Consider the following 21,179-nt stretch of genomic DNA (forward strand, 5'->3'; position numbering starts at 1 on the left):
AGCTCTACGGGGGGGGGGGGTTATGCGGTCGAGTGTTGGAAAGACGTCGCGCGCACAGCGTTGGCTGTGGCCGTGGCTCTGGGGACCATTTGGCTGTTGACCGTGGTCGTCGATAACGAGACCAGAACCAGCGCGCTCAACGACCTCAACAGCATTTTTCTCCTGGTCGTTGCGATCGAAGTGTTGTGGGCCCTCGGGTATACCCTCTGGCCGAAGAAGCGACCGACATTGAGCCCATTGGTCGACGTGCACGCGAACGCCACATCCGGGCAGCAGTAGAAGCCGTGACTCTGCCGACAGCGCCTCCGGGGAGCGATCGACGGACTGTCACCAAGCTCGGTCGAGTCCTCATCTGGTCAGCCGGGGCGCTGGGCGTGCTTGCACTGATCGTTTTACTGACTCTCTCAACCGACGGGATTCGTCAATCCTCGGATCCCGGGTCACCGATCACCCCTCTGTGGGTCGTGCTCGTGCCTCCCTTGGTCGCAATTGCCTTGACACGTGCACTGCCGTGGAGCGCTCCAGCGCTCGAACCTACGGTTTCTAATGCCCGTGCGATTCGACGCAGCGGCATGGCGCTCCTGGTATGCGCGGTCCTCTTTCCCCTGGTCACTAGCATCACGGAAATTGACGACTCGGCCTGGTACTTTCCAGCCAAAGTAGTCATTCTGGACGGGATACCCGCAGCATTGGTGTGGAGATCTTGACGCAATATCAAGATTGCCCGCCCCCGTATGGCCTGGCAGTGGTGGGCGCCGATTGTTCTCATTGTGGTCTGGACAATCCTCTCGCAAGCGAGCCCCTGGATAGCGGTCCCTACTTTTCAAGGCGTGGACCTGGGCTACCTAATCGTTGGCGCAACGCTGACCGCGCTTACCGCTGGCGTGGGCGAGGAACTGTTTTACCGGTACTGGTTGCAGACACGGGCGGAAGCGCTTCTCGGACGCTGGGGCGGCGTCGTTCTGGCATCGTTTGCTTTCGCGATCATGCACCTTGGAGGAGACCGACAAGGCAACGGGCTTCTTGTCGAGATTGCGGCCGTCATCATCGTTCAGGGCTCCTTCGGCATCATGCCACGAGCTGGCGAAGCAACGTCTAACCGGGTACCCGAAATGACGCACTGAGCGTTCCCTCCTGACACCCAACCTGAAAGGCGGGAATAGGTGTGTTCTTGACCCGAAGCCTGCTGATGACTAAGCGCTTGGGTTGCCGATTCGTTCCATCCATGTCTCGGGGATACCCAAAGCGGTGAACCCTGATTTGGAATACAACCCGTGCGCATCGTTGGTCGAGAGAGCGATGCGCCGCAGACCAAGCGGCTCGAACTCTTCCAAGACTCCCTTGATGAGGACAGCGCCAATGCCGCGGCCTCGAACCTGGGGGTCGACGAACACATCGCAAAGCCATGCAAAAGTCACTCCATCCGTGATGACCCGCGCGTAGGCGACTTGCTTGTTCGATTCGGTGTCGTAGACGCCGAAGTTTCGTGAGCCGTCTATGGCTGCATCCTGCCGGGCACGTGACCTCCTTGGCGCACAATAGGACTGTTCGCTGATCCAGCGGTGCACTTGGTCACGGTCTATATCGGCAACGTCGGCTGAGAACCTATAGTTCGAATCCATCCGCCCATCTAATCGGTCTTGGGCGGACTGCGCCCGACCAATCGCCGTAATGCAAGGAGTATGCCCGCCCGTCGTTCCTGCAATCATTCAATTAGGCGGAGGGTCGTCGCCAGAGTCTCGCGGAGATGCCGGCGCTGAGAGCGACGAAGACGGCGGCTGCCGCAGCTGTGGTGAGGAAAGTTGAACTCACGTTCCAGCTCTCGACGAGGAAGCCGCTGAGCGCGCTCCCGGCCGCAGCACCGACGTTGTGAGCGGTGTTCACCCACGTTGTTGACTCGGTCTGTCGGGTCGTCCCACCAAAATCGTTGGCTGCAAAATACGCCACGATCATGACCGGGGAAAGGAAAAGTCCAGCGGCCGAAATGACCAGTCCCAGGGAGATCGTCGACGTTGCGAGGCCAGCACCGGCAGAGGCCATGATGAACAATATCGCCAGGATCACGAGTTGGCGCTGCGAGGACACCGTGATGTGAATAGCGCCATAGGCAAGGCCTCCAACGGCGCTGCCGGCCGCGAACAGGGCGAGGACAACCCCCACCGCTGCGGCATTACCGAGGGTGGCAATCATGGCCGGGACCGCAACGTAGATGGTGCCGACCACGAGGCCGACTGCCAGCACCGGCAGGAGCAGCGCGATGAATCGCGGTTCTGTGAGCAGGGGCGCAGCGCTGGCTGCGTCCCTGCGTGACGCGTCGACCGGGGTCGCGGCCATCGCGGGGGAAGACATCATCAGTGCTGTCCCGACCAGAATCAGTGCGGCAGGGATGAGTAGGGCGGTACTCGGCTCGATGATGACCAAGAGCAGGCCGGACAAGGCGGGGCCGACAAGGTAGAGCAACTCCTCGAGGACTGCGTCCAGACTCAAAGCCTTTTTCAGGAGAACTGGAGTCGGGGTCAACGATGCCCAGGCGACCCGCATTGTCGGGCCTAGCGGTGGAGCAAACGCGCCGAGGAGGCCGGCCACCGTCACGCATAACCAGACTGGTGCGCCCGAGCTCGTGAGCAGTGCGAGAGCGACCAAGCTCAACCCGAAAACGCTGCTGAGCAGGAGGAGGACAAGGCGGCGACCAAATCGATCGAGGAGGCGGGCTCTGGCTGGTGCGAGGAAACCGGCACCAGCCCCGTAGGCGCCGACCGCGATACCGGCAGCGGAAAAGGACTGAGTCGCTTGTTCAATAGCGAAGAGGAGAGGCAGACCAACGAGAGGATAAGCGAAACGTCCGGTCAGGGCGCTCGAGAAAACAAAGGGGACGTGTTTGAGTCTGAGAACATCCGCGTAGGTCGCGAACAGAGTCGTTGCGGGCATGGTTAAGCTCCGAGAGAAATGGCGCGGCTTTTGCGCGCAGTGAATGAGGACCTGCTAGCTGAAGAAGTCAGCCCGGTCTTCAATCACAGATAGGGAGCATGCCGCAACGATAGCGGACGGGTGGCCAGACCAACGTCCGCCCACCAACACTGACCGACCCGGCTGGCCAGCGGAGATGTCGCGCAGACGTTCCCTTATGTGTGCCGTGTACCGTCGAGTGATGCCAAGCTGCGAAAGCTCCGACGGGTCAGCACTTCACTACGATGACGTGCGCCGCAAGGGCAGTGACGGCGACGAATGCCCGGTTATTCTCCTTGCCGGAGGAGCTGCCCGCCACCCCAGCTACCTTGGTGATCTGGCCGGGCTCAGCGATCGGCACCGGCTCATCGTGCCCCATCTGCGAGGTGTCGGACGCACGGCCGCGCCGGACCAAGAAGAGCTGGGGTCGTTCTGGTCTCAAGCCGACGACATCGAGCACCTGCGTGTCCATCTCGGCCTCGATCGCGTCGTCCTGGTGGCTCACTCAGCGGGAACGAGAATGGCCATCGCCTACGCGGCCCAATTCGCGCTCCGCGTTGCCAGATTGGTGCTGATCACTCCTCCGGCGGCTTATCTCGTCGATGAGCCATCCGATGCCCATACGCTGAGCGAGAAGCGGCGCGGAGATTTGGTTTTCGAAGCCGCTTTCGCAGCTTTGGAAGCGGGGCCCCAGACGGTTGACGATGACGGGTTCAACGCCTGGCAACAGGAAACGGCGCCGGCCGGATACTCCAACTGGGGCGCAACAGAGCGATCCCATGCGACCATCGGGCGATGGAGCCTGCCCGCCACGAAGGCGTATTTCAGTATCGCCCCACCGCGCGACCTCACGGTGCGGCTGAGGCAGGTGTTGGCCCCCGTGTTGGTGATTGCCGGAGCCGAGGACTGCCTCATCGGATTAGCGCCGGTGGCCGCACTGGCACGCCTCTTTCCCACAGGTGAATGCGTGGTCATCGAAGGGAGCGGTCACTACCCGTGGGTCGAACAGCCGGCTGCCTTCCGGGGAGCGATCGACGCGTTCCTCAAGCAGTCGTCCAAATCGGCTACGACGAGTGGCTGATTGCCCGGAAAAGGTTCCCGACCGAGAACTGGCTAGAGTCCGAAGCCACCGTCTGTCGTCAGGACCTGCCCGACGATCCATCGGCCTTCATCAGTGGAGAGCCATCCGATCAAACGCGCGGGGTCGGCGGGAAACCCGAAACGTCCGAACGGAGTGTTCCGCACGAATTCTTGAATCTCCTCAAGCGGGCGATCCGTCGTTTCCGGATCCAGATATCCCGTATTGACGGGTCCGGGGTTGATGGTGGTGAGAATGATGCCCCGCGCCAAGAGTTCGCTGGCCACGTTGGTGTGACCCCAGCCCGGGCTGCCTTGCTTGCCGCATAGGTAACCTCGCCCTGCATCGCGCCGTGGAGCTGACCCGACGTCATCCAGATGACTCGACCAGTCGCGAATTCGTCGACCGGGACGGCGTGCTCGGGTCGTTCTCCCGGACGTCTTGGTGCGGTGTCTCTGTGACCGGAGAACTGCTCAGCGAACGCTCTTGTCAGCAGAAGCGTGGAGCGGGTGTTGACCTGCCAGTGACCATCGAGCAGCTCCGGGGTCATGTCGAAGATGGAGCCATCGCTCCCGCTGCGGGCGTGGTTACAGACGAGGATGTCGACTCCCCCGGTGAGCCCGCAGGCAGCCTCCATAAGCAGGCTGGCTGAATCCGGCACGGCCAAGTCGAGGCTTACGTCACCGAAGACTGCGTCTGCAATCTGCGCTGATGTGATGCCTACTAGGACCTCGCCGAGGTCGTCGCTTCCCCAGGGCTGTTCGTCGTCGTGGGGCGAATAGTGCTGAATGAAAACGTTAGCGCCGAGTTCGGCGAAGTGATGGGCCACGGCAAATCCGATGCCCTTGCGACGCGTTACGCCCGTCACGAGTGCGGTCTTGCGGAGGACGGGCAATGAGGGAAACGGCATGTGGAGACTCCAATATGTGTAGTGAAAAACAGCAAGAAGAAGAGATGCTGGCCCGCTGACGCGCGGACTCACTACTGGGCGTCATGCCCTACAAAACCACGTATCTGCCGCACATGCAGTTGAAACTAGCTCTCCCCCGGCCTCGTCAGCAATGGGATCGTCCTGTTTGCCCGCCAACGCAAGGTCAGCACCCTCAACATCGCCACCCTCGGCTCCCTCCTCGAATGGCGCGCCATCGTCTTTAGCTCCAAATGCCGACCCATCATGGTCAACACTGGCCGCTGGTTCCGCGATGATACCCTCACCACCATCATCAACCGCACCCCGACCAGGACACCAAACCCCACGCCAGCGCCGATCCCAGCGCCGGATGACACCACTGCAGCGGAGGCGGCAGCTCATGGCTAAGCACGACGATTACGACTCGGCCCACCCCGAAGACGACGCGGTCGACGTCCGATTGGCCCTGACCCCAGCGAGTCAACAACGAGCTCTTAGCGTTAGGCATAAAGTTCAGATACCTGACCAAACTTTTTATTCGGCGCTGGCCGGCTAGCGCGGCTAGGTTTCTATATCCCGGGTCACGCTGATCATGACCTGGTAATTATCGTCAACGGGTCGGTTGACGATCATTGTGGGTGATGCTGCGCAGGGTCGTGTTCATTTTCGGGCCTATCTGCTTCGTGGCGCGATAGCTCAGCTTGTCGCGATGAAAGTGTCCCCTTCTGATTTGAGCAAGAACGGCACTGTACCTGGTGCGATGTATGCGGCTTCTCCCTGCTTTAGCACCCAAACGTTGCTGCCTTGGGTGACGGTCGTGGATCCAGTAGTCGCGAAGACCACGGCAGATTCGTTCGGGATGAAGTTGACCGTTGTGCCGGCATCGGCCCTCATGAGTTGGAAGTCGGAAACGGGTACGTGGTACTCCACGAAGCCGTCGACACGGGTAACCGGCTTAACGTACGGGACGCGTGTAGGCCGGAAATCCAGCACCCGCAAGAGCTCTGGGACATCGATGTTCTTGCTCGTGAGCCCACCCCGAACGACGTTATCGCTGGCGGCCATAATCTCAACGCCCAGGCCTGCAACGTGGGCGTGGATGTTTCCAGCGGGCAGGAAGAGTGCCTCGTTTTTTCGAAGGCTCACGAAATTGAGTAGGGCCGCGATCGCGATCCCTTGGTCCCCGGGGTAGCACTTGTCGAGGCTTAGCAATAGCTGGGCCTCGGCTGCCCAGACCTGGCTATCGTTCGATCGTGAGGCGCCGACGAGCGCCCTTACTAGAGTAGCGGGCTGACGTGTGAGGACAGCCCTGACCGTCGGTTCGATCCCGACGTTTTCGAGCTGGTCCCGGAACCCCTCAATGAGGATTGACGGCCTCGCGTCTGCGGGGGCTGCAAGGTGTTGTAGGAGCTTCAGAGACTGGTCAATAGCGCGGAATCCGCAGAGTGCTTGAAACCCATCGGCTAAGGCCACGATGAGCTCAGGCTTGTGCCATTCATCTTTGTAGTTGCGATCTGGGGCGTCTCTCGGTGCCCCTCGTCGATTCTCTTCGACGTAGCCCTCTCGGGCGCGTTCGAGGGACGGGTGTGCCTGCAGGGAGAGCGGCTTTGCGGCGGCGAGAATTTTGAACAGGAACGGCAGCCGGGTCCGTTCGCCCAGCGCTGCCTCCGGTTGTGTTGCGATCCACTCGTTCAGCGTGGCCGGCTGGCCGGCATGAGGATCAAGGATGTAGGTGGTGCTGTCCGGGTGGGCCCCCATCCAGAGCTCCGCCTGCGGTGACCCGTCGGGCGCGACGCCGAGAAGCTGCGGAAGAGCCGTGGTGGACCCCCAAGCGTAGGTCTTCGGCGTAGCGGTAATTCGGTTGAACATGGTGACTCCAAGGGACGGTAGTTGTACCAGGAGAACTCGAGAGGATGGCGAAGGGAAGCGGACGCTCATCTGCGATGCGTTAGATTACGGAGCGCTCAACTGGGGGATTTGGTCATGTGCGATTCATCGGCCAGTCGGCGAATATTGTCACGCGGGGCGTCTGCCAGCCGGGTGGGGCTGTCAAGAATTAGTGTGCTTCGGCGGTTGGGCTCGTATTCTGGCCAGTAGTCGAGAGCACCTGTCGTTGCAAAAGCGACCCAATATTGGCTAATGACGTCGCGCAGGGAGTATGGGGCGTTGAGCCCCGCTTCAGCGCGGGCCCGTTGCGAGTCATCGACGTGGCGGAAAAGAAAGGGCAATTCGAGGGAATGCCCGGCCCCTCTAGCCCACGTTGCGTCCTGTTGTTCCCAAACGAAGAGATATGACCTCGTCGAGCCAGTCGCCTGTGTACGCGCGTCAAGAAGGCGCTGGCTAGGTTGGCGGTATGTGGTGTCCGTAAGGCAGGCTTCGAGTAGTTCAGCGGGTGTTGCGCCGCGGCCGGTGTCGAGTTGAAAGGCATCCCTGTAAGCCTCGAATCGGCTGAGGGATCTTTCTCCGAGTGGTTCTTTGGACAGCAGTGTGCTGAGGGAGCCATCTAGGACTGCTTGTGACGGGTGTGTGCCGCGTTCACGCAGATCCACGTGCCCGCTTGCCTCGTTCAGGTTCGTTCCCACGATCAGGTCAATGGCCGCCGACGCTCCCCCAGCGACAGCGGCCACAGGGTTGCTCAGCAGCAGACGCCCATCAATCGATGGGCGAAAGACCGGAACAGGTTGGGGTCGCCCGGCGGAGTGCTTTGCAAGCAGGTGTTGTTGCGCGCGGATAATAGTGGACCACGGCAGGTCGATGATGCCGGCGGGATCGCCGCCGAGGTGGAGCAGATCGAGCAGTTCGTCGGTTACGGCCTCTCCGTAGGCACGTGAGCCCACCCGTTCGGGATCTCCGCTTTGGACGATGGCGCGGCGCATCAGCCCTGCCGCGCGTGGTGATGCGAGAAGGGTGGCGACCATGGTCGCCCCCGCGGACTGGCCGGCGACGGTGACGTTAAGGGGATCACCGCCGAATTGGGCGATGCTGTCGCGCACCCATTCGAGCGCGGAGATGATGTCGACCAGCGCGAGGTTGCCGGATTGGCTGTAGTCCGGACCGAGCAGGTGGTCGAGAGTGAGGTATCCCAGGGCGCCGAGGCGATAGTTGATTGAGACGACGACGATTCCGCCAGACGCAGCAAGGCGTACACCGTCGCGAAGTGGGTCGGCGTTAGACCCGGAGATGTGCAGGCCACCGTGTATCCAGACGAACACAGGCAGTTTGTGCGCCGACGGATCAGGCGTCCAGACGTTCAGGTTCAGGCAGTCGCGCTCATTGATGAGTAGCCCGCCAGGGTCGTCGACGTGCTGGGGCGAAGCTGGTCCGGCTTGTATGGCGTCTCGAGTGCCTTTCCACGGTTCGACGAGACGTCCGGGTCGGAACCGTTGGGTTGCCACGCGGTACGGGATACCGCGAAACGCAGCCGCTACACCGTCGGGCGTGGTGACGACGCGGCCGCGGAGAATACCGTCTGGTGTGTGGACTAGCGAAGCTGTGGAGTCAGCCACGGTCGATGGCTGATTGATGGAGGACTGGTCCGTGTCCGGGCGACAGCGTGCTTTGCAGGACCAATGAAGACGCGCCGATGGCGGCCGCGTCGCGCGGATTTGCAGAGAGTTCGACGCTGATGGGATGTGCGCGGCGGGCGAATCTCTGCGACTCGAGCCGGGCTCTGATGACGCGGGTGTAAATGGACCCGGCGATGGCGACGCCGGGTCCAGTCAATATGAGGGCGTCGAGATCGAATAGATTCGCCAGAGTCACGGCGCCCTCGGCCAGGTACGCCGCGGATCGTTGTAGGAGTTTGCCGGCTGCAGCGTGTCCGTTGATGGCGGCGAGTCCTATGACGTCGAACTCGCGGGCATTCCGTTCGATTTCGAAGGTGAGGTCCAGGTCGTCGAATGCATGCTTATTCTCCGCTGCTTCCTTGACCACGGCCGATGGGGCGGCGTAGCGTTCCAGGCAGCCGATGTTGCCACAGAAGCACTCGCGACCGCCGGGAACGACCGTTACGTGACCGATCTCAACCGCGTTGGAGCTTGCACCCCGGTACAACGCCCCGTCGAGCACGACCCCGGCACCAATTCCCGACCCGATGTATATGCTGCCGAAAGTCTCGTGCCGGGAGACGCCGCGGCTCCAAAACTCGCCTATCCCCGCCGCAGCGGCGTCGTTCTCGACGAGTAAGGGGACACCGATCCCGGAGCCGATTTCCTCGCGCAGCGGGAAGTCCCGCCAATGTTGGAGCGTCGGAGGGCCAAGCACTCGTCCTGCTTTCTGGTCGATCGGCCCCGGGGCGACGACGGCGGCGCCGGCAATCGTGGTTCGGTCCAGCCCGCTCCCGCGTACAAAGTTTTCGTACCCGCGAACGATGCGGCGAGTGACCTCCTCTGGCGGGTCCAGTGCCGCACCGTCGATCTGCTGGCGTGCGATGACGCCACCCGCGGTGTCGGTGGCCACGAGGGTAATGGCCTCGAAAGCGAGCTGAATGCCGACCGCGATGCGAGCACGGGCGTTGATCTCGAGCATCTGGCGCGGCTTACCGCCGGTTGCGGTGGATCCAGTTAAACGGACTATTCCGTCGGTCAGTAATTTGCGCACGATCAGAGAGATCGCCGGCTGCGTCAACCCGGTCGCCGCAGTCAATTCGACACGACTAATCGGACCGGAGGAGCGGATCAAGTCGACAACTAGGGCCCGGCTGCCCGGCGCCGCCGCTGTGGCCTCAGGACGAGCCATCGTTTCTCCTCTCGATCTGCTCGCTAGCGTACGGTAAAGCAGCAGGCGCACCGGTCTGTCCTCTGGCAACCGGTGTGTCACCATTCTGCCGACTGCTGCTGCGGCGGCATGAGTGCATGAGGCACCTACGCTGGAGATGTCTAACCGAAAGTAGGACCCCGTGAGCGATTTCCCCTTGCTGCGCCCGATCGGCCTCGCCCTCGTTCGGGCGACGGAGATCATGGGCGCAGAGCCGTATTTCCATGAGTTCATTGCGGGCGTGGAGCGGGCCGTGCGACCTGCAGGATATTCGGTTCTCTTGAATGTGCTTCCAGATACGGAAGCGGAGGCGAAGGCGTACCGCCGATGGAGCGCCGACGGCGAAGTGAGCGGCGTCATTCTTGTCGACCTCACTGTCAACGACCCTCGACCCCAGCTGGTCCACTCGCTTGGCTTGCCCGCGATTGTCGTTGGCCCGCCCACGGCAGCTCCGGGCTTTCGAGCCGTATGGACCAATGACGATATGGCCATGCGCGATGCCGTCGAATATCTTGCCGGACTCGGCCATATCCGGATTGCTCACGTCGGCGGCCCCGCCAATCTGCTGCATAGCCAAATCCGGCGCGACGTCTTCCTCAACGAATGCGCACGTCTTGGTATCGAACCGATCGAGCAAAACGGTGACTACTCCCGCGAATCCGGCGGGCGCTGCATCAGCGCCCTGATCAGGCACAAGAAGCCACCGACTGCCGCCATCCTTGACAATGATCTGATGGCGCTCGGTGCGCTGGACTCGGCGCAAGAGCTGGGGATCTCGGTTCCAGGTGCCCTTTCCCTGCTTGCCTGGGACGACTCCGCGCAATGCCAACTGAGCGAGCCCTCGCTGTCGGCGGTATCGCATGATGTCCAGGTCATCGGAATGCTCGCCGGTCAGGGACTGCTCGAAGAGATTGTCTCGGTCTCGGGGCAATCCATCGCGAGTCCCCCGGTGGTAGTCGTCGCCCGCGAATCGACCGGGGCGCCGATATTGAACGTTTCGAGCTAGCCGTCGAATCTCTTGCATGAAGATACCTCCTCAAAAAGTATTACATAAGTAATTTATATATGTTCTTGACTCCTGCTAACCAATCCGCGACCATGGGTTACGCCACAGCACCGTGCACTCGCTCGGACCGCTCGGCAACAGATACGTCCCCGGTCGAAGGAGCCCTGGCAAAACATGAAATCTGCCACCCACCAGTCCGCGTCACCGCGGCAGCAACATCGCTCATCCATTGCGGGACTAGCTCTCGTTGCGATTACCGCCGCGTCCCTCGTCGTAGCCGCTCCCGCCGGCGCCACCGAGAAGGGGTCCGACTGGAAGAACGAAAACAAGGCCTTCGTGCAACGCGATGGAAGCTCTCTGACCCTCGATGGCGAGCAATTCCGCGCTAGCGGAACCAACATCTACTGGCTCGGTCTCGATGAAAACGTCGGCGGAGTCGACTACCCGACGTTCTTCCGGATCAAGGACGCACTGGATACCGCCGCTGTGATGGGCATCACCGTGGTGCGTTCGCACATGACCACGTCCACCAGTCAGGACAATGCAGATCCGCTGGCGCTCATGCCTAAACTCGGTCAGTACAACGATGAGGCCTTCCGCACCATTGACTTTGCCGTGGCCTACGCCGGAACACTGGGCATCCGCTTGGTGCTACCTCTGACCGACGAGTGGGAGTATTACCACGGAGGCCACCGCGATTTCACAACTCCGCTCGGGCTTAACGCAGACCAGTTCTACTCTGACCCATCCGCCATCGCCGCCTACCAGGACTACGTAGACCACATCCTGACGCACACCAACTCGATCACCGGTACACGCTTCGTTGACGACCCGACGATCATGGCCTGGGAGCTCGGCAACGAACTCGAGGGAATGACCCTCGATTGGATCAACAGCCAGGTCGCCCATATTAAGGATCGGGCTCCGCAGCAGCTCGTCGCAGCGGGTCGCCGCTTCGACATTGACCCGGACACCCTCGCGGCCCCCGACCTCGACATCGTTGACGTTCACTACTACCCTCCAACGGCCGAGCGTGTCTCCGCCGACGCCGCAGTCGTTGCTGCCGCCGGCAAGATTTACATCGCGGGCGAGTACGCCTCCACGGCCGCCACCGGAGAACTCCTGGATGCCGCGGCCGCCGATCCGAACGTCTCTGGCATGTTCTTTTGGTCGCTCTTCGGCAACAACGACCGCGGCGGCCAGGTCCAGCACGACGACGGATTCACCCTTCACTATCCGGGAGACTTGGAGCGGGCGAAAGAAAACGTCGCCGCCATCCAGCACTACAGCGCCGCGACAGGAAGCGAGCCGGGTCGTCTCAAAGTCGGCATTCCTCTCATAACCACAATCGATCAGAATTACGGTATCAACGTGGTCGCCTGGCGCGGGACAGCGGGTGCTGCCGGATACATCGTGCAGCGTTCAACCGACGGGGGAAAATGGGCCGACGTGACTGACGGGCCGGTGTCCGCCTCAGCGTCACCCGTCACCGATTACGAATCTCCGGATGGTGCCGCCTACCGGGTGATCCCGGTCGACGCCAATGACCGACGCCGGACTGCCTCCGACGCGGTCGCGGCACCCAATGAAGGAGCTGTCCTCGTCGACCCGCTTGAAAGCTGGTCACTTACTTCCACACACGACGGGACCGACATCCTCGCCACACCTGCCGGCGGCGTTGCCGCAGGCACAAAGGGCGGCACCGCCAGCATCACCTGGGAGAGCGATGGTCTCCTCAGCGCGACGTTCAAGGTCACCGATTCTAAATCTGTCGTCGTGTCCACGAGCGTCGATGGAGTCAACTGGACTGACGTTCCTACCAAAAACGTGGTGCGAGCAGGGCACCGCTTCGTGATCGCGAACGGTCTCTCCGGAGACGCCGTTCGCCTGAGCTGGAAGGGCAACGGCAAGGTTGAACGCGCCACCATCACTAGCGCAGCAGTGACTATCGCATTGTTCGACCCCCTGAACGACTTCTCGAAGACTGCGCAACACAACGGGAACCTCTCGTTCGACAGCAGCAACCCGACATCATTCGGCGGCGATACCTCACGGGTGAAACGCGACAGCAGTAACCTGGCAAGTCTCTCCTGGGCGTTTGATGACATCAGCGGCGCCGACATCGACGCGTGGTATTGGCCCGACCAAGCCGTGGCCGCGCTCACGGTCGAGGGCTCCGCCGATGGGTCTACCTGGACAACTCTGCAAACGCAGACGCGCGCCGGTGTTGGAAATTGGAAGCCCTACACCTACAGTGTCGAGGACTTGACGGGCGTCAACCATCTCCGAGTTTCCTGGCCCCAGTTCGCGGGCGAAATCTGGACCCCCCAGATTGGCTCGGTCAGTATCTACTCTCCCAACGCAGCACCACTGACTGCACCCGGAGCGGTGGAGCTCGGAACTCCCGCAGCCGCCGCGGCATCGGTCACCGCCACACCAGCCTTCTCTTGGGAATCCGCCGTCTCCGCCGCCTACTACCGGTTCGAGCTCTGGAAGACAAACGCCCCCGGTACGCCCGTTACGTCCGCAACCGGCTTAACCGCGACGGGATATCGGCCGGCTCTCGAGCTGGACCCGGAGACCACCTACTCATGGCAGGTGACCGCGGTGAATGGCGCCGGATCGACAGCGTCAGAACGGCGCGACTTCTTTACCGCAGCCCTACCCACTGAACCCACAGTTGTCGACGACTTCGACGACTACGCAGCTGATTCGGACCTGCAGGCCGCTTACGTCCGAAATTCTGGTGGCGGCGCAATCAACCTCTCGCTCACCGCGAACGACGCCAACGGCACCAGGGCTGCTCAGTTCGATTACGATCTGGGTACCGCGGGCTACGCCGGCACTGTAAAGACCTTTAGCGGCGCACAAAACTGGTGGGGATACTCCGGTCTAACCCTGAACATCGATGCCGACGTCAGCAACTCCCTCTCAGTGCAGTTCGTCGCGAACGGCGCCTACTGGGAAGCGTCTGTGACGCCACTGACTAACGGACCACAGACAGTCAATATCCCCTTCACTGACTTCGCGCCACCGTCGTGGGCACCACAGGCCGATCTTGACCTCACCTCCGTCACCCAGTTCGCGCTGTATATCAACGGGACTGGCACGGGAACCATGACTATCGACGACATCACCACCGTCGTGGTCGCCCACTAACACCAACCTGCTTCTACCCCTCTGTACATCAATCCGAACGCCCCGGCGCCGATGACGGCGACGGCCAACCAAGGAGAATCATCGTGCAACACACGCCACACACCCGACGAAACGCACTGATGGGCGCTACGGCCATCGCTGTGACGGCCGCACTTGCCCTTACCGGATGCACCGGCAACTCCGCAGCCAACGACTCTGGAGAACCGGCCGGCGAGATCACCGTGCTCACCAACCGCACCGACCTCGTTGACACCACCTTCGCCGACTATGCCGAGACCTTCGAGAAGAAGTATCCGGGTACCACGGTGAAGTTCGAGGCTCTCACCGATTACGAGGGCGACACGAAGATCCGCCTCAACTCCAAGGATTTCGGCGACGTTCTGCTCATCCCCAGCTCAAACGTCACCAAAGACAAGTTCGCGAACTACTTTGAGCCTCTCGGCTCGACTGAAGACCTGGCAAAGAAGTACCGCTTCACCAACGAAGGCTCCTTCGACGGCACCGCCTACGGCATCTCCACCTTCGGCTCAGCGATGGGCTACGTTTTTAACCGCGATGTCTGGGCAGATGCTGGCATAACAAGTCCCCCAACGACGGAGGCCGAATACCTGGCGGCTCTGAAGAAAATCAAGGACAACGGCGTCACTCCTTACTACACCAACTACAAGGACGGCTGGCCACTGGCCACGATCGAGGGCAATCTCGGAACCGTTCAGGGCGCCGACGTGCGCAGCCAGATGATCGCTGACGATGCCCCCTGGACGGAAGGTAACGACCAGTTCAACATCGACGGTCTGCTCTTTGACACGGTCGCGGCTGGCCTCAGCGAGGATGACCCCACCACTACCAACTGGGAGGAATCCAAAGACCTCCTCGCCACCGGCAAGATCGGTTCGATGGTTCTTGGTTCGTGGGCCGTCGCGCAGATGCAGGATGCGGCAGAAAAGGCCGGCGAATCGCGCGACCTCATTGGCTTCTGGCCGATGCCCTGGGCGCAGGACGGCACGTTCACCTCGGTGACCGCGTCCGACAAATTCCTCGCGATCAACAAGAACTCCGAGAACAAGGCCACTGCCCGTGCCTGGGTCGACTGGTTCACAGATGAGTCCGGATTCGCCGCGAGCCAGGGCGCGATCAGCCCCGTCATCGACGCCGCTGCTCCCGATACCCTCTCCGACTTCACCGAGATCGGCGTTGAGTACCTCGAGCTCGCTCCGGACCCGGTCGGCAAAGAGGCCGTCATCACCGATATCGCCAACGAGGCCGAGATCGACCTCTTCGGCAACTCCTACCGCCAGGGGCTCATTGACGCCGCCCGCGGCGCGGGAGACGGCGACAAGAAGTCACTATTCGATGACTTGAACGAGCGCTGGGCTACCGCCCGCGCCGCCGTCGTCGAATAAACGACTCGACGGGCGGTCCGCCTAGCAGCGGGCCGCCCGTTTCCTCCCACCTTCAACCGCATCCCCCGAAGATGCCGAAAGGATCGACATGTCGATCACCGACACTCCTTCCCTCGAGGTGGGAGCCAGCAAACGGATCCGGCCGGAACGCAAACAGCGGCTGGCCGGCCGACGGATCACGCCGTGGCTGTTCCTGGCAGTCCCGCTTGCGTTCCTCATCGTTCTCACCTACATCCCCGTCGCGAATATGTTCTGGTACAGCGTCACTGACTGGGACGGCCTTGATCCAGAGAAAAGCTTGGTCGGGCTCGACAACTACATCAAAATCTTCACTGAACCGGAGATCTTCCGCGTCTTCTTGGTCAGCCTCTTCTACCTTGCCGGCGCCATCGCCCAACTCGGCTTAGCGCTGTTCTTCGCGGCCCTGCTGAGCTTTCAGACACGGTTCCGTAACTTCTTTAAGGGCGTTATCTTCTTCCCATACCTGATCAACGGTGTCGCGATCGGGCTGATGTTTCTGTACTTTTTCCGTCCTGACGGGACGCTTGACGCCGTCCTCGGCGCTTTCGGCGTGCAGAACACCCCGCAGTGGCTTGGCGATCCGTCGGTTGTCAACACGTCGCTGGCTGCGACCTCAGTGTGGCGATACATGGGGTTGAACTTCGTACTTTTCCTCGGCGCCATCCAATCCGTTCCTGCGGAGCAGTACGAAGCGGCTGATCTGGACGGGGCGAACTCTTGGGACAAGTTCCGGTACATCATCGTGCCGAGCATCCGGCGCATCCTGGGCCTGTCGTTCATTCTCGCCATCGCGGGTGCCCTCTCGGCGTTCGAAATGCCCTACATCATGACCGGCGGTGCCAACGGTTCTGAGACGTTCGTCATCCAAACCGTCGACACCGCATTCCGCTACTCCAAGGTAGGTCTCGCCTCGGCGATGGCTGTTGTCCTCCTCGCAATTGTCCTCATCATTACCGCAGTGCAACGACGCGTCTTCCCCGACGAGAAAGCGGGCCAGGAATGACCAGCACCCAGCCCAGCCCAGTGGACGCCACGGGACTGCCCGTGACGGACCACGCAATCGCAGCGTCTGGGAGTTCGGGTACGAAGAGCCCCCGTCGGCGACGCCGTGCAGGTGGATTTTTCGGCCGGCTTGGCAAGTACGCGTCCCTGGTCATCGCCTGCCTGTTCGCGCTAATTCCGATCGTGACGATATTCATGCTCGCCTTCAAGACGTCTGCGGAGTATCGGAGCACGGGTCCCCTCGTTCCCCCGAGCAACTGGTTCAACTTCGACAACTTCGTCATCGCCTTCACCCAGGGCGACATGATCACCGGATTCGTGAACACGGCAATCATCCTCGTGATCTCGATCACTGGCACTGTGCTCATCGGTACCATGGCTGCGTACGCTATCGACCGGTTCCGATTCCGCGGCCGGTCCCTGGTCACCGCACTGTTTCTGCTCGCGACCCTCGTCCCGTCCGTTACCACCCAGGTGGCGACCTTCCAGGTCATCAACGCCCTCGATCTTTTCAACACCCGATGGTCGGCCATCCTTCTGTTCACCGGCACTGATATCGTCGCGATCTACATTTTCCTGCAGTTCATGCAGTCGATCCCGATCTCCCTCGATGAGGCCGCCACGCTCGACGGTGCCAGTCGATTCACCGTGTACTGGAAAATCATCCTGCCGCTGCTAAGACCCGCCGTTGCCACGGTCGTGATTATCAAGGGCATTGCCGTCTACAACGAGTTCTACATCCCCTTCCTCTATATGCCCTCACGGGATCTTGGCGTGATTTCCACGTCCCTCTTCCGATTCATGGGCCCATTCGGGGCGCAGTGGGAAGTCATCGCCGCCGGAACCATCCTCGTCATCGTTCCCACGCTCATCGCCTTTCTCTTCCTTCAGCGTTTCATCTACAACGGACTCACCTCAGGAGCAACAAAGTGACCGACACCATCACCGATCCGACTCTCATAAGCGCGGCCGTGCGCCCCCTGCACGACGGCTGGAGCGTCCGCGCGCAGCGCGGCCCCATCCCTTCCTCGGTAGCCAGAAAGTCATTCCCCGCAACTGTCCCAGGACTGGTACACACCGATCTGCTTGCCGCGAACCTGATCCCCGACCCCTACCTCGATCAGAACGAGAAGAAGGTGACCTGGATCGGCGAAAGCGACTGGGAATACACCACAACATTCGAGTGGACTGCCGACGGGCACGACCGCCACGAGTTGGTCTTCGAGGGACTGGACACTATCGCCACGGTAACCCTCAACGGTCATCAGATCGCTACCACCCGCAACCAGCACCGCACCTACCGCCTCGCGATTGATGAACTTCTCATCGATGGACCGAACGAGCTTTCCGTGTTCTTCGCCTCCCCCGTTGCTGAAGCCGACCGGGCCAGCCTCGAAATCGGCTACCGGCCGCACACCTACACCCACCCCTTCAACGCCATCCGCAAGGCCGCCTGTAACTTCGGCTGGGACTGGGGATTGGATGCGGCATCCGTCGGCATCTGGAAGCCCGTATCTCTGCACGCCTGGAGCACCGCACGGTTGGCGACGGTGCGACCCGTGGTGGTCGTCGACGAGTCAACCGGGCGAGTCAGCGTGAACGTGGCCATCGACCGCACCTCCGACGAACCAGTCGTCCTCACGGCAAGCATCGCCGGGGAGAGGTCCTCAGCCACCATCCCCGCTGGCAGCACGACAGCAACAGTCGAGATTGCCATCGCCAACGTTGATCTGTGGTGGCCACGCGGATTCGGAGACCAGCCCCTGTATGACCTCGCCGTGGACGCGAGCGTGAGCGGCGCCTCCGTCGACACCTGGACCACCCGGATCGGCTTCCGCACCATCGAAGTGCAACTTGAGCCAGACGCTGAAGGTTCCTCCTTCCGATTTGTCGTGAACGGCGAACCGGTATGGATCCGAGGCGCGAACTGGATCCCGGACGACGCCTTCATCACCCGCGTCGACCGCGCCCGCCTGGCACGGCGAATGGACCAGGCGGAATTCGCCAACATGAACCTGCTGCGCATCTGGGGTGGCGGCTACTTCGAGTCCGACGACTTCTACGAACTTTGCGACGAGCGCGGCATCCTGGTCTGGCAGGACTTCCTGTTTGCCTGCGCCTCTTACGCCGAGGAGGAGCCGCTGTGGAGCGAGGTCGAAGCTGAAGTCCGCGACAACGTGACTCGGATCATGCCACACGCGAGCCTGGCTCTCTGGAACGGCAACAACGAGAACATCTGGGGCTACGAGGAATGGGGATGGGCCAAGCGCCTGCAGGGACGCACCTGGGGGCTGGGGTACTACCTCGACCTCCTCCCCCGCCTCGTCTCCGAACTCGACCCCGGCCGCGCCTACACGCCTGGAAGCCCCTGGTCGGGCGACCCGGAAATTTTTGCCAACGACTACAACCACGGATCAGTGCACCTGTGGGAGCTGTGGAACAGAGTTGACTACCCGGCCTACCGCGACATCCACTCCCGATTCGTCGCTGAGTTCGGCTGGCAAGGCCCGGCATCCTGGTCGAGCATCCAACGGTCGATTTCTGACAACCCCCTCACCCCGGAGTCGCCCGGCATGATCCATCACCAAAAGGCGACGGACGGCAACGACAAGCTCACCGACGGCCTCGTCGCGCACCTACCCCTTCCGGACAACACCGAGGACTGGCACTGGGCCATGTCCCTCAACCAGGCGCTCGCAGTCACCCTCGCAATCGAGCACATGCGATCAGAGAGTCCTCGGTGCATGGGCTCTATCGTGTGGCAGCTCAACGACTGCTGGCCGGTCACGTCCTGGGCCGCCATCGACGGTTACGGTGTCGCCAAACCGCTGCTCTACGCGCTCAAGCACGTCTACCAGGACCGCCTTCTGACCGTCCAGCCACGCGCAGACTCTCTCGCAACCGTCGCCGTCAACGACAGCGCCGAGGACTGGGATGGTGAGTACGTGATCCGTCGCCTACGGTTCGACGGGACCGTCCTTGCCGAGAACCGGCAGGACGTGCACGTCGACGCGCGTTCCGCAGCGACGATCGCGATCGATGAGGAGACCGGCACACCTGGAGACGTTAACGATGAGCTGTTGGTCGTCGACTTCGGTGACACGCGTGCATTCTGGTTCTTCGCCGAGTATCGCGACTCCGCCCTCGAAGCCGCCCGCCTGTCGACCACAGTCAAGACGGTCGACGGAGGTGTGGACGTCACGGTGACAGTGGACAACCTCGTCCGCGACATCACTCTGCTGATCGACAAGGTCGACCCCCAGGCAGTCGTAGACGATCAGCTCGTCACCCTGCTCCCGGGCGAGTCCGTCACCTTACATGTCACTACTGACCGCCCAATCGATTTTCGCCAACTGGTGTCAGACCGGGTACTTCGCACCGCCAACCAGCTCGTGGCGGACTGGGCTTAGTTCACCGTCACACACGAGGCCTGACGGATGCCCCCATCCGCCGGGCCTCGTGTGCCCGGATGCGTTACAAACCTAAGGAACACCAATGCCCAACTCACTCGCGCTTGCAATCGATATCGGCGGGACCAAGATCGAGACTGCTCTTGTCGACGATGACGGACACATCGTCGCCCAGAGCAGGCACCGCGTCCCGACCGGCCGGGATATGGATTCACACGGCCTCGGCCTTGCACTAGAGGGCTGCGTGATGGCCTCCACTGCGAAGTCGGGCGGCACGGTGATCGTCGGTGTCGGGATCGGATCCGCAGGCCCCGTCGATCTCGCCGCAGGAATGATCCTTCCGAAAAACCTGCCTCTTCTCCGCGGCTTCCCAGTCCGCTCGTTCGTCGAAGACCTCGTCCCCGACCGTCCTGTCGAGTTGCGCCTCGACGGCACGTGCCTCGCCCTCGCCGAACACTGGATTGGTGCGACCCGCGGGACCTCATCGTCCATGAGCATTGTTGTGTCGACCGGTGTCGGCGGCGGCATCATGTTGGACGGCCGGATAGTCTTCGGCCGCTCCGGCAACGCTGGCCACATCGGGCAGATTCACCTTGACCGCTCGGACGACGGGACCTCGGACGGCGGAACACTCGAAGGGATCGCCTCCGGACTCAGAAGCGTTGACTGGGCTAGGAGGCACGGGTGGTCAGGGCAGACCGGTGAGGACCTTGGACGTTCAGCAGGCGCCGGCGACGCCATTGCTATCGCCGCGGTTCAGCGTTCGGCAGCAGCCGTGGGACGCGCTATTGCGAACGTCGCCACACTCCTTGACCTTGAGGCAGTGGCAATTGGCGGAGGGTTCTCCCATGTGTCCCCCTCCTACCTGGACATAGTCCGCGGATCGGCGCGCGACCATGCGGTGTTCGACTACTCCCGCGACGTCGCGATCCTCTCGTCAGGCTTAGGCAGCGACGGCCCCCTGATCGGCGCTGCGGCCCTCATCCACCGACCACATTTGATCGGTCACCCTGGCGAGGTCACGCTAGCCTCAACCCTCTGACTCTCCGCCATCCATCCCTGGGTAGGTTCTGACATCCCACGACCGGTCACCAACAACATGCGGAGCACCATGGCACCCTTTTGTGAGATCCGACCCGACCAGCTCCTTCGCTCGGCCCTGCGTCCGGCGGCCGGACGCATAATGGTCGCAGCGTCAGCCTTTGTTGTGAAAGAAAGCCCTCTGTGGCTCCTTCCTCTTGTAACGGCGGCAGTCGTCGACGCCCTAGTTGACCAGAAGGCACCAGACGCGCTGATCCTGCCGGCCGCCGTCGGGGCGGCCACCATCATTGCGAACATCGCCGCCAACAACATCTACGTCCGACTGTATTGGTTGCGTCCAATAGCGTGGTGTAACACCCGGCCCTGATGGGCGTGTTGCACCGATGTAAGGCGGCCACCGCGTGATTCTTGGAAAGACCGATCAAGTCTTTTCCGAAGGAGTACACGC

At 61.8% G+C, this 21,179-nt stretch carries 16 protein-coding genes and 1 pseudogene; 10 read left to right on the forward strand and 7 right to left on the reverse strand.

What is annotated here, in order from left to right:
* Positions 1–72: 72 nt before the first annotated feature.
* Both E3N94_RS04415 and E3N94_RS04420 read left to right on the forward strand, forming a co-directional pair.
* Positions 73–279, forward strand: a complete 207-nt coding sequence (locus E3N94_RS04415) for a hypothetical protein (protein ID WP_134569882.1) — start codon at positions 73–75, stop codon at positions 277–279.
* 551 nt (positions 280–830) lie between these two features.
* Positions 831–1,124: a CPBP family intramembrane glutamic endopeptidase gene (locus E3N94_RS04420; RefSeq protein WP_166784743.1), complete on the forward strand. Its 294-nt coding sequence runs from the start codon at positions 831–833 to the stop codon at positions 1,122–1,124.
* Between the two features lie 69 nt (positions 1,125–1,193).
* Here the strand turns inward: E3N94_RS04420 and E3N94_RS04425 are convergent, their stop codons facing one another.
* Together E3N94_RS04425 and E3N94_RS04430 are read right to left on the reverse strand one after the other, a co-directional pair.
* Complete coding sequence (locus E3N94_RS04425; protein ID WP_134343067.1) at positions 1,194–1,622, reverse strand: GNAT family N-acetyltransferase; 429 nt, start codon at positions 1,620–1,622, stop codon at positions 1,194–1,196.
* Positions 1,623–1,713: 91 nt separating this feature from the next.
* Positions 1,714–2,928, reverse strand: a complete 1,215-nt coding sequence (locus E3N94_RS04430; protein WP_134343068.1) for an MFS transporter — start codon at positions 2,926–2,928, stop codon at positions 1,714–1,716.
* A gap of 220 nt (positions 2,929–3,148) precedes the next feature.
* On the opposite strand from E3N94_RS04430, the gene E3N94_RS04435 reads away from it, so the two are divergent.
* Complete coding sequence (locus tag E3N94_RS04435; protein WP_134569883.1) at positions 3,149–4,027, forward strand: alpha/beta hydrolase; 879 nt, start codon at positions 3,149–3,151, stop codon at positions 4,025–4,027.
* A 32-nt stretch (positions 4,028–4,059) separates the two neighbouring features.
* On the opposite strand, the gene E3N94_RS17090 is transcribed toward E3N94_RS04435, so the two are convergent.
* The 5 genes and pseudogenes from E3N94_RS17090 to E3N94_RS04455 form a co-directional block, all read right to left on the reverse strand.
* On the reverse strand, positions 4,060–4,311 hold the full coding sequence (locus E3N94_RS17090) for an SDR family oxidoreductase (protein WP_241977403.1): 252 nt from the start codon (positions 4,309–4,311) through the stop codon (positions 4,060–4,062).
* Between the two features lie 236 nt (positions 4,312–4,547).
* Positions 4,548–4,934 (reverse strand): annotated as a pseudogene (locus E3N94_RS17095) (SDR family oxidoreductase); the annotation flags it as partial.
* Positions 4,935–5,630: 696 nt separating this feature from the next.
* Positions 5,631–6,803, reverse strand: a complete 1,173-nt coding sequence (gene manA, locus E3N94_RS04445; protein ID WP_166785895.1) for a mannose-6-phosphate isomerase, class I — start codon at positions 6,801–6,803, stop codon at positions 5,631–5,633.
* Positions 6,804–6,898: 95 nt separating this feature from the next.
* Positions 6,899–8,440: a carboxylesterase family protein gene (locus E3N94_RS04450; RefSeq protein WP_166790061.1), complete on the reverse strand. Its 1,542-nt coding sequence runs from the start codon at positions 8,438–8,440 to the stop codon at positions 6,899–6,901.
* Positions 8,433–9,722 carry an ROK family protein gene (locus E3N94_RS04455; protein WP_198411498.1) on the reverse strand — a complete coding sequence of 430 codons (1,290 nt, stop codon included), beginning with the start codon at positions 9,720–9,722 and terminating at the stop codon, positions 8,433–8,435. Before E3N94_RS04455 ends, E3N94_RS04450 begins: the two co-directional genes overlap by 8 nt.
* 109 nt (positions 9,723–9,831) lie before the next feature.
* On the opposite strand from E3N94_RS04455, the gene E3N94_RS04460 reads away from it, so the two are divergent.
* The 7 genes from E3N94_RS04460 to E3N94_RS04490 all read left to right on the forward strand — a co-directional run bounded on the left by E3N94_RS04460 (position 9,832) and on the right by E3N94_RS04490 (position 20,732).
* Positions 9,832–10,695, forward strand: coding sequence for a substrate-binding domain-containing protein (locus E3N94_RS04460; protein ID WP_134343072.1), 864 nt, complete (start codon positions 9,832–9,834; stop codon positions 10,693–10,695).
* A gap of 174 nt (positions 10,696–10,869) precedes the next feature.
* Positions 10,870–13,854 (forward strand): carbohydrate binding domain-containing protein, encoded by a 2,985-nt coding sequence (locus E3N94_RS04465; protein ID WP_134569885.1) that lies wholly within the window; start codon positions 10,870–10,872, stop codon positions 13,852–13,854.
* An 83-nt stretch (positions 13,855–13,937) separates the two neighbouring features.
* Positions 13,938–15,257, forward strand: a complete 1,320-nt coding sequence (locus tag E3N94_RS04470; protein ID WP_241976919.1) for an ABC transporter substrate-binding protein — start codon at positions 13,938–13,940, stop codon at positions 15,255–15,257.
* Between the two features lie 88 nt (positions 15,258–15,345).
* Positions 15,346–16,281: a sugar ABC transporter permease gene (locus E3N94_RS04475; RefSeq protein WP_134343074.1), complete on the forward strand. Its 936-nt coding sequence runs from the start codon at positions 15,346–15,348 to the stop codon at positions 16,279–16,281.
* The gene (locus E3N94_RS04480) at positions 16,278–17,213 is read left to right on the forward strand and encodes a carbohydrate ABC transporter permease (protein ID WP_134343075.1); all 936 of its coding nucleotides are present in this window, start codon (positions 16,278–16,280) and stop codon (positions 17,211–17,213) included. Before E3N94_RS04475 ends, E3N94_RS04480 begins: the two co-directional genes overlap by 4 nt.
* Positions 17,210–19,690 carry a glycoside hydrolase family 2 protein gene (locus E3N94_RS04485; protein WP_241987066.1) on the forward strand — a complete coding sequence of 827 codons (2,481 nt, stop codon included), beginning with the start codon at positions 17,210–17,212 and terminating at the stop codon, positions 19,688–19,690. Before E3N94_RS04480 ends, E3N94_RS04485 begins: the two co-directional genes overlap by 4 nt.
* A gap of 85 nt (positions 19,691–19,775) precedes the next feature.
* A complete protein-coding gene (locus tag E3N94_RS04490) occupies positions 19,776–20,732 on the forward strand; it encodes an ROK family protein (RefSeq protein ID WP_134343076.1) in 957 nt (318 codons plus the stop codon).
* The last annotated feature ends 447 nt before the right edge of the window (positions 20,733–21,179 follow it).

Origin of the sequence: Cryobacterium sp. Sr3, assembly GCF_004402835.1 — a bacterium.
Taxonomy (GTDB): Bacteria; Actinomycetota; Actinomycetes; order Actinomycetales; family Microbacteriaceae; genus Cryobacterium; species Cryobacterium sandaracinum.

What these genes read in the sequence shown, in the direction of transcription:
- E3N94_RS04465 (WP_134569885.1), top strand. Translation starts at nt 10,870, where the DNA reads ATGAAATCTGCCACCCACCAGTCCGCGTCACCGCGGCAGCAACATCGC.
- E3N94_RS04430 (WP_134343068.1), bottom strand. Translation starts at nt 2,928, where the DNA reads ATGCCCGCAACGACTCTGTTCGCGACCTACGCGGATGTTCTCAGACTC.
- E3N94_RS04480 (WP_134343075.1), top strand. Translation starts at nt 16,278, where the DNA reads ATGACCAGCACCCAGCCCAGCCCAGTGGACGCCACGGGACTGCCCGTG.
- E3N94_RS04425 (WP_134343067.1), bottom strand. Translation starts at nt 1,622, where the DNA reads ATGGATTCGAACTATAGGTTCTCAGCCGACGTTGCCGATATAGACCGT.
- E3N94_RS04475 (WP_134343074.1), top strand. Translation starts at nt 15,346, where the DNA reads ATGTCGATCACCGACACTCCTTCCCTCGAGGTGGGAGCCAGCAAACGG.
- E3N94_RS04490 (WP_134343076.1), top strand. Translation starts at nt 19,776, where the DNA reads ATGCCCAACTCACTCGCGCTTGCAATCGATATCGGCGGGACCAAGATC.
- manA (WP_166785895.1), bottom strand. Translation starts at nt 6,803, where the DNA reads ATGTTCAACCGAATTACCGCTACGCCGAAGACCTACGCTTGGGGGTCC.
- E3N94_RS04435 (WP_134569883.1), top strand. Translation starts at nt 3,149, where the DNA reads ATGCCAAGCTGCGAAAGCTCCGACGGGTCAGCACTTCACTACGATGAC.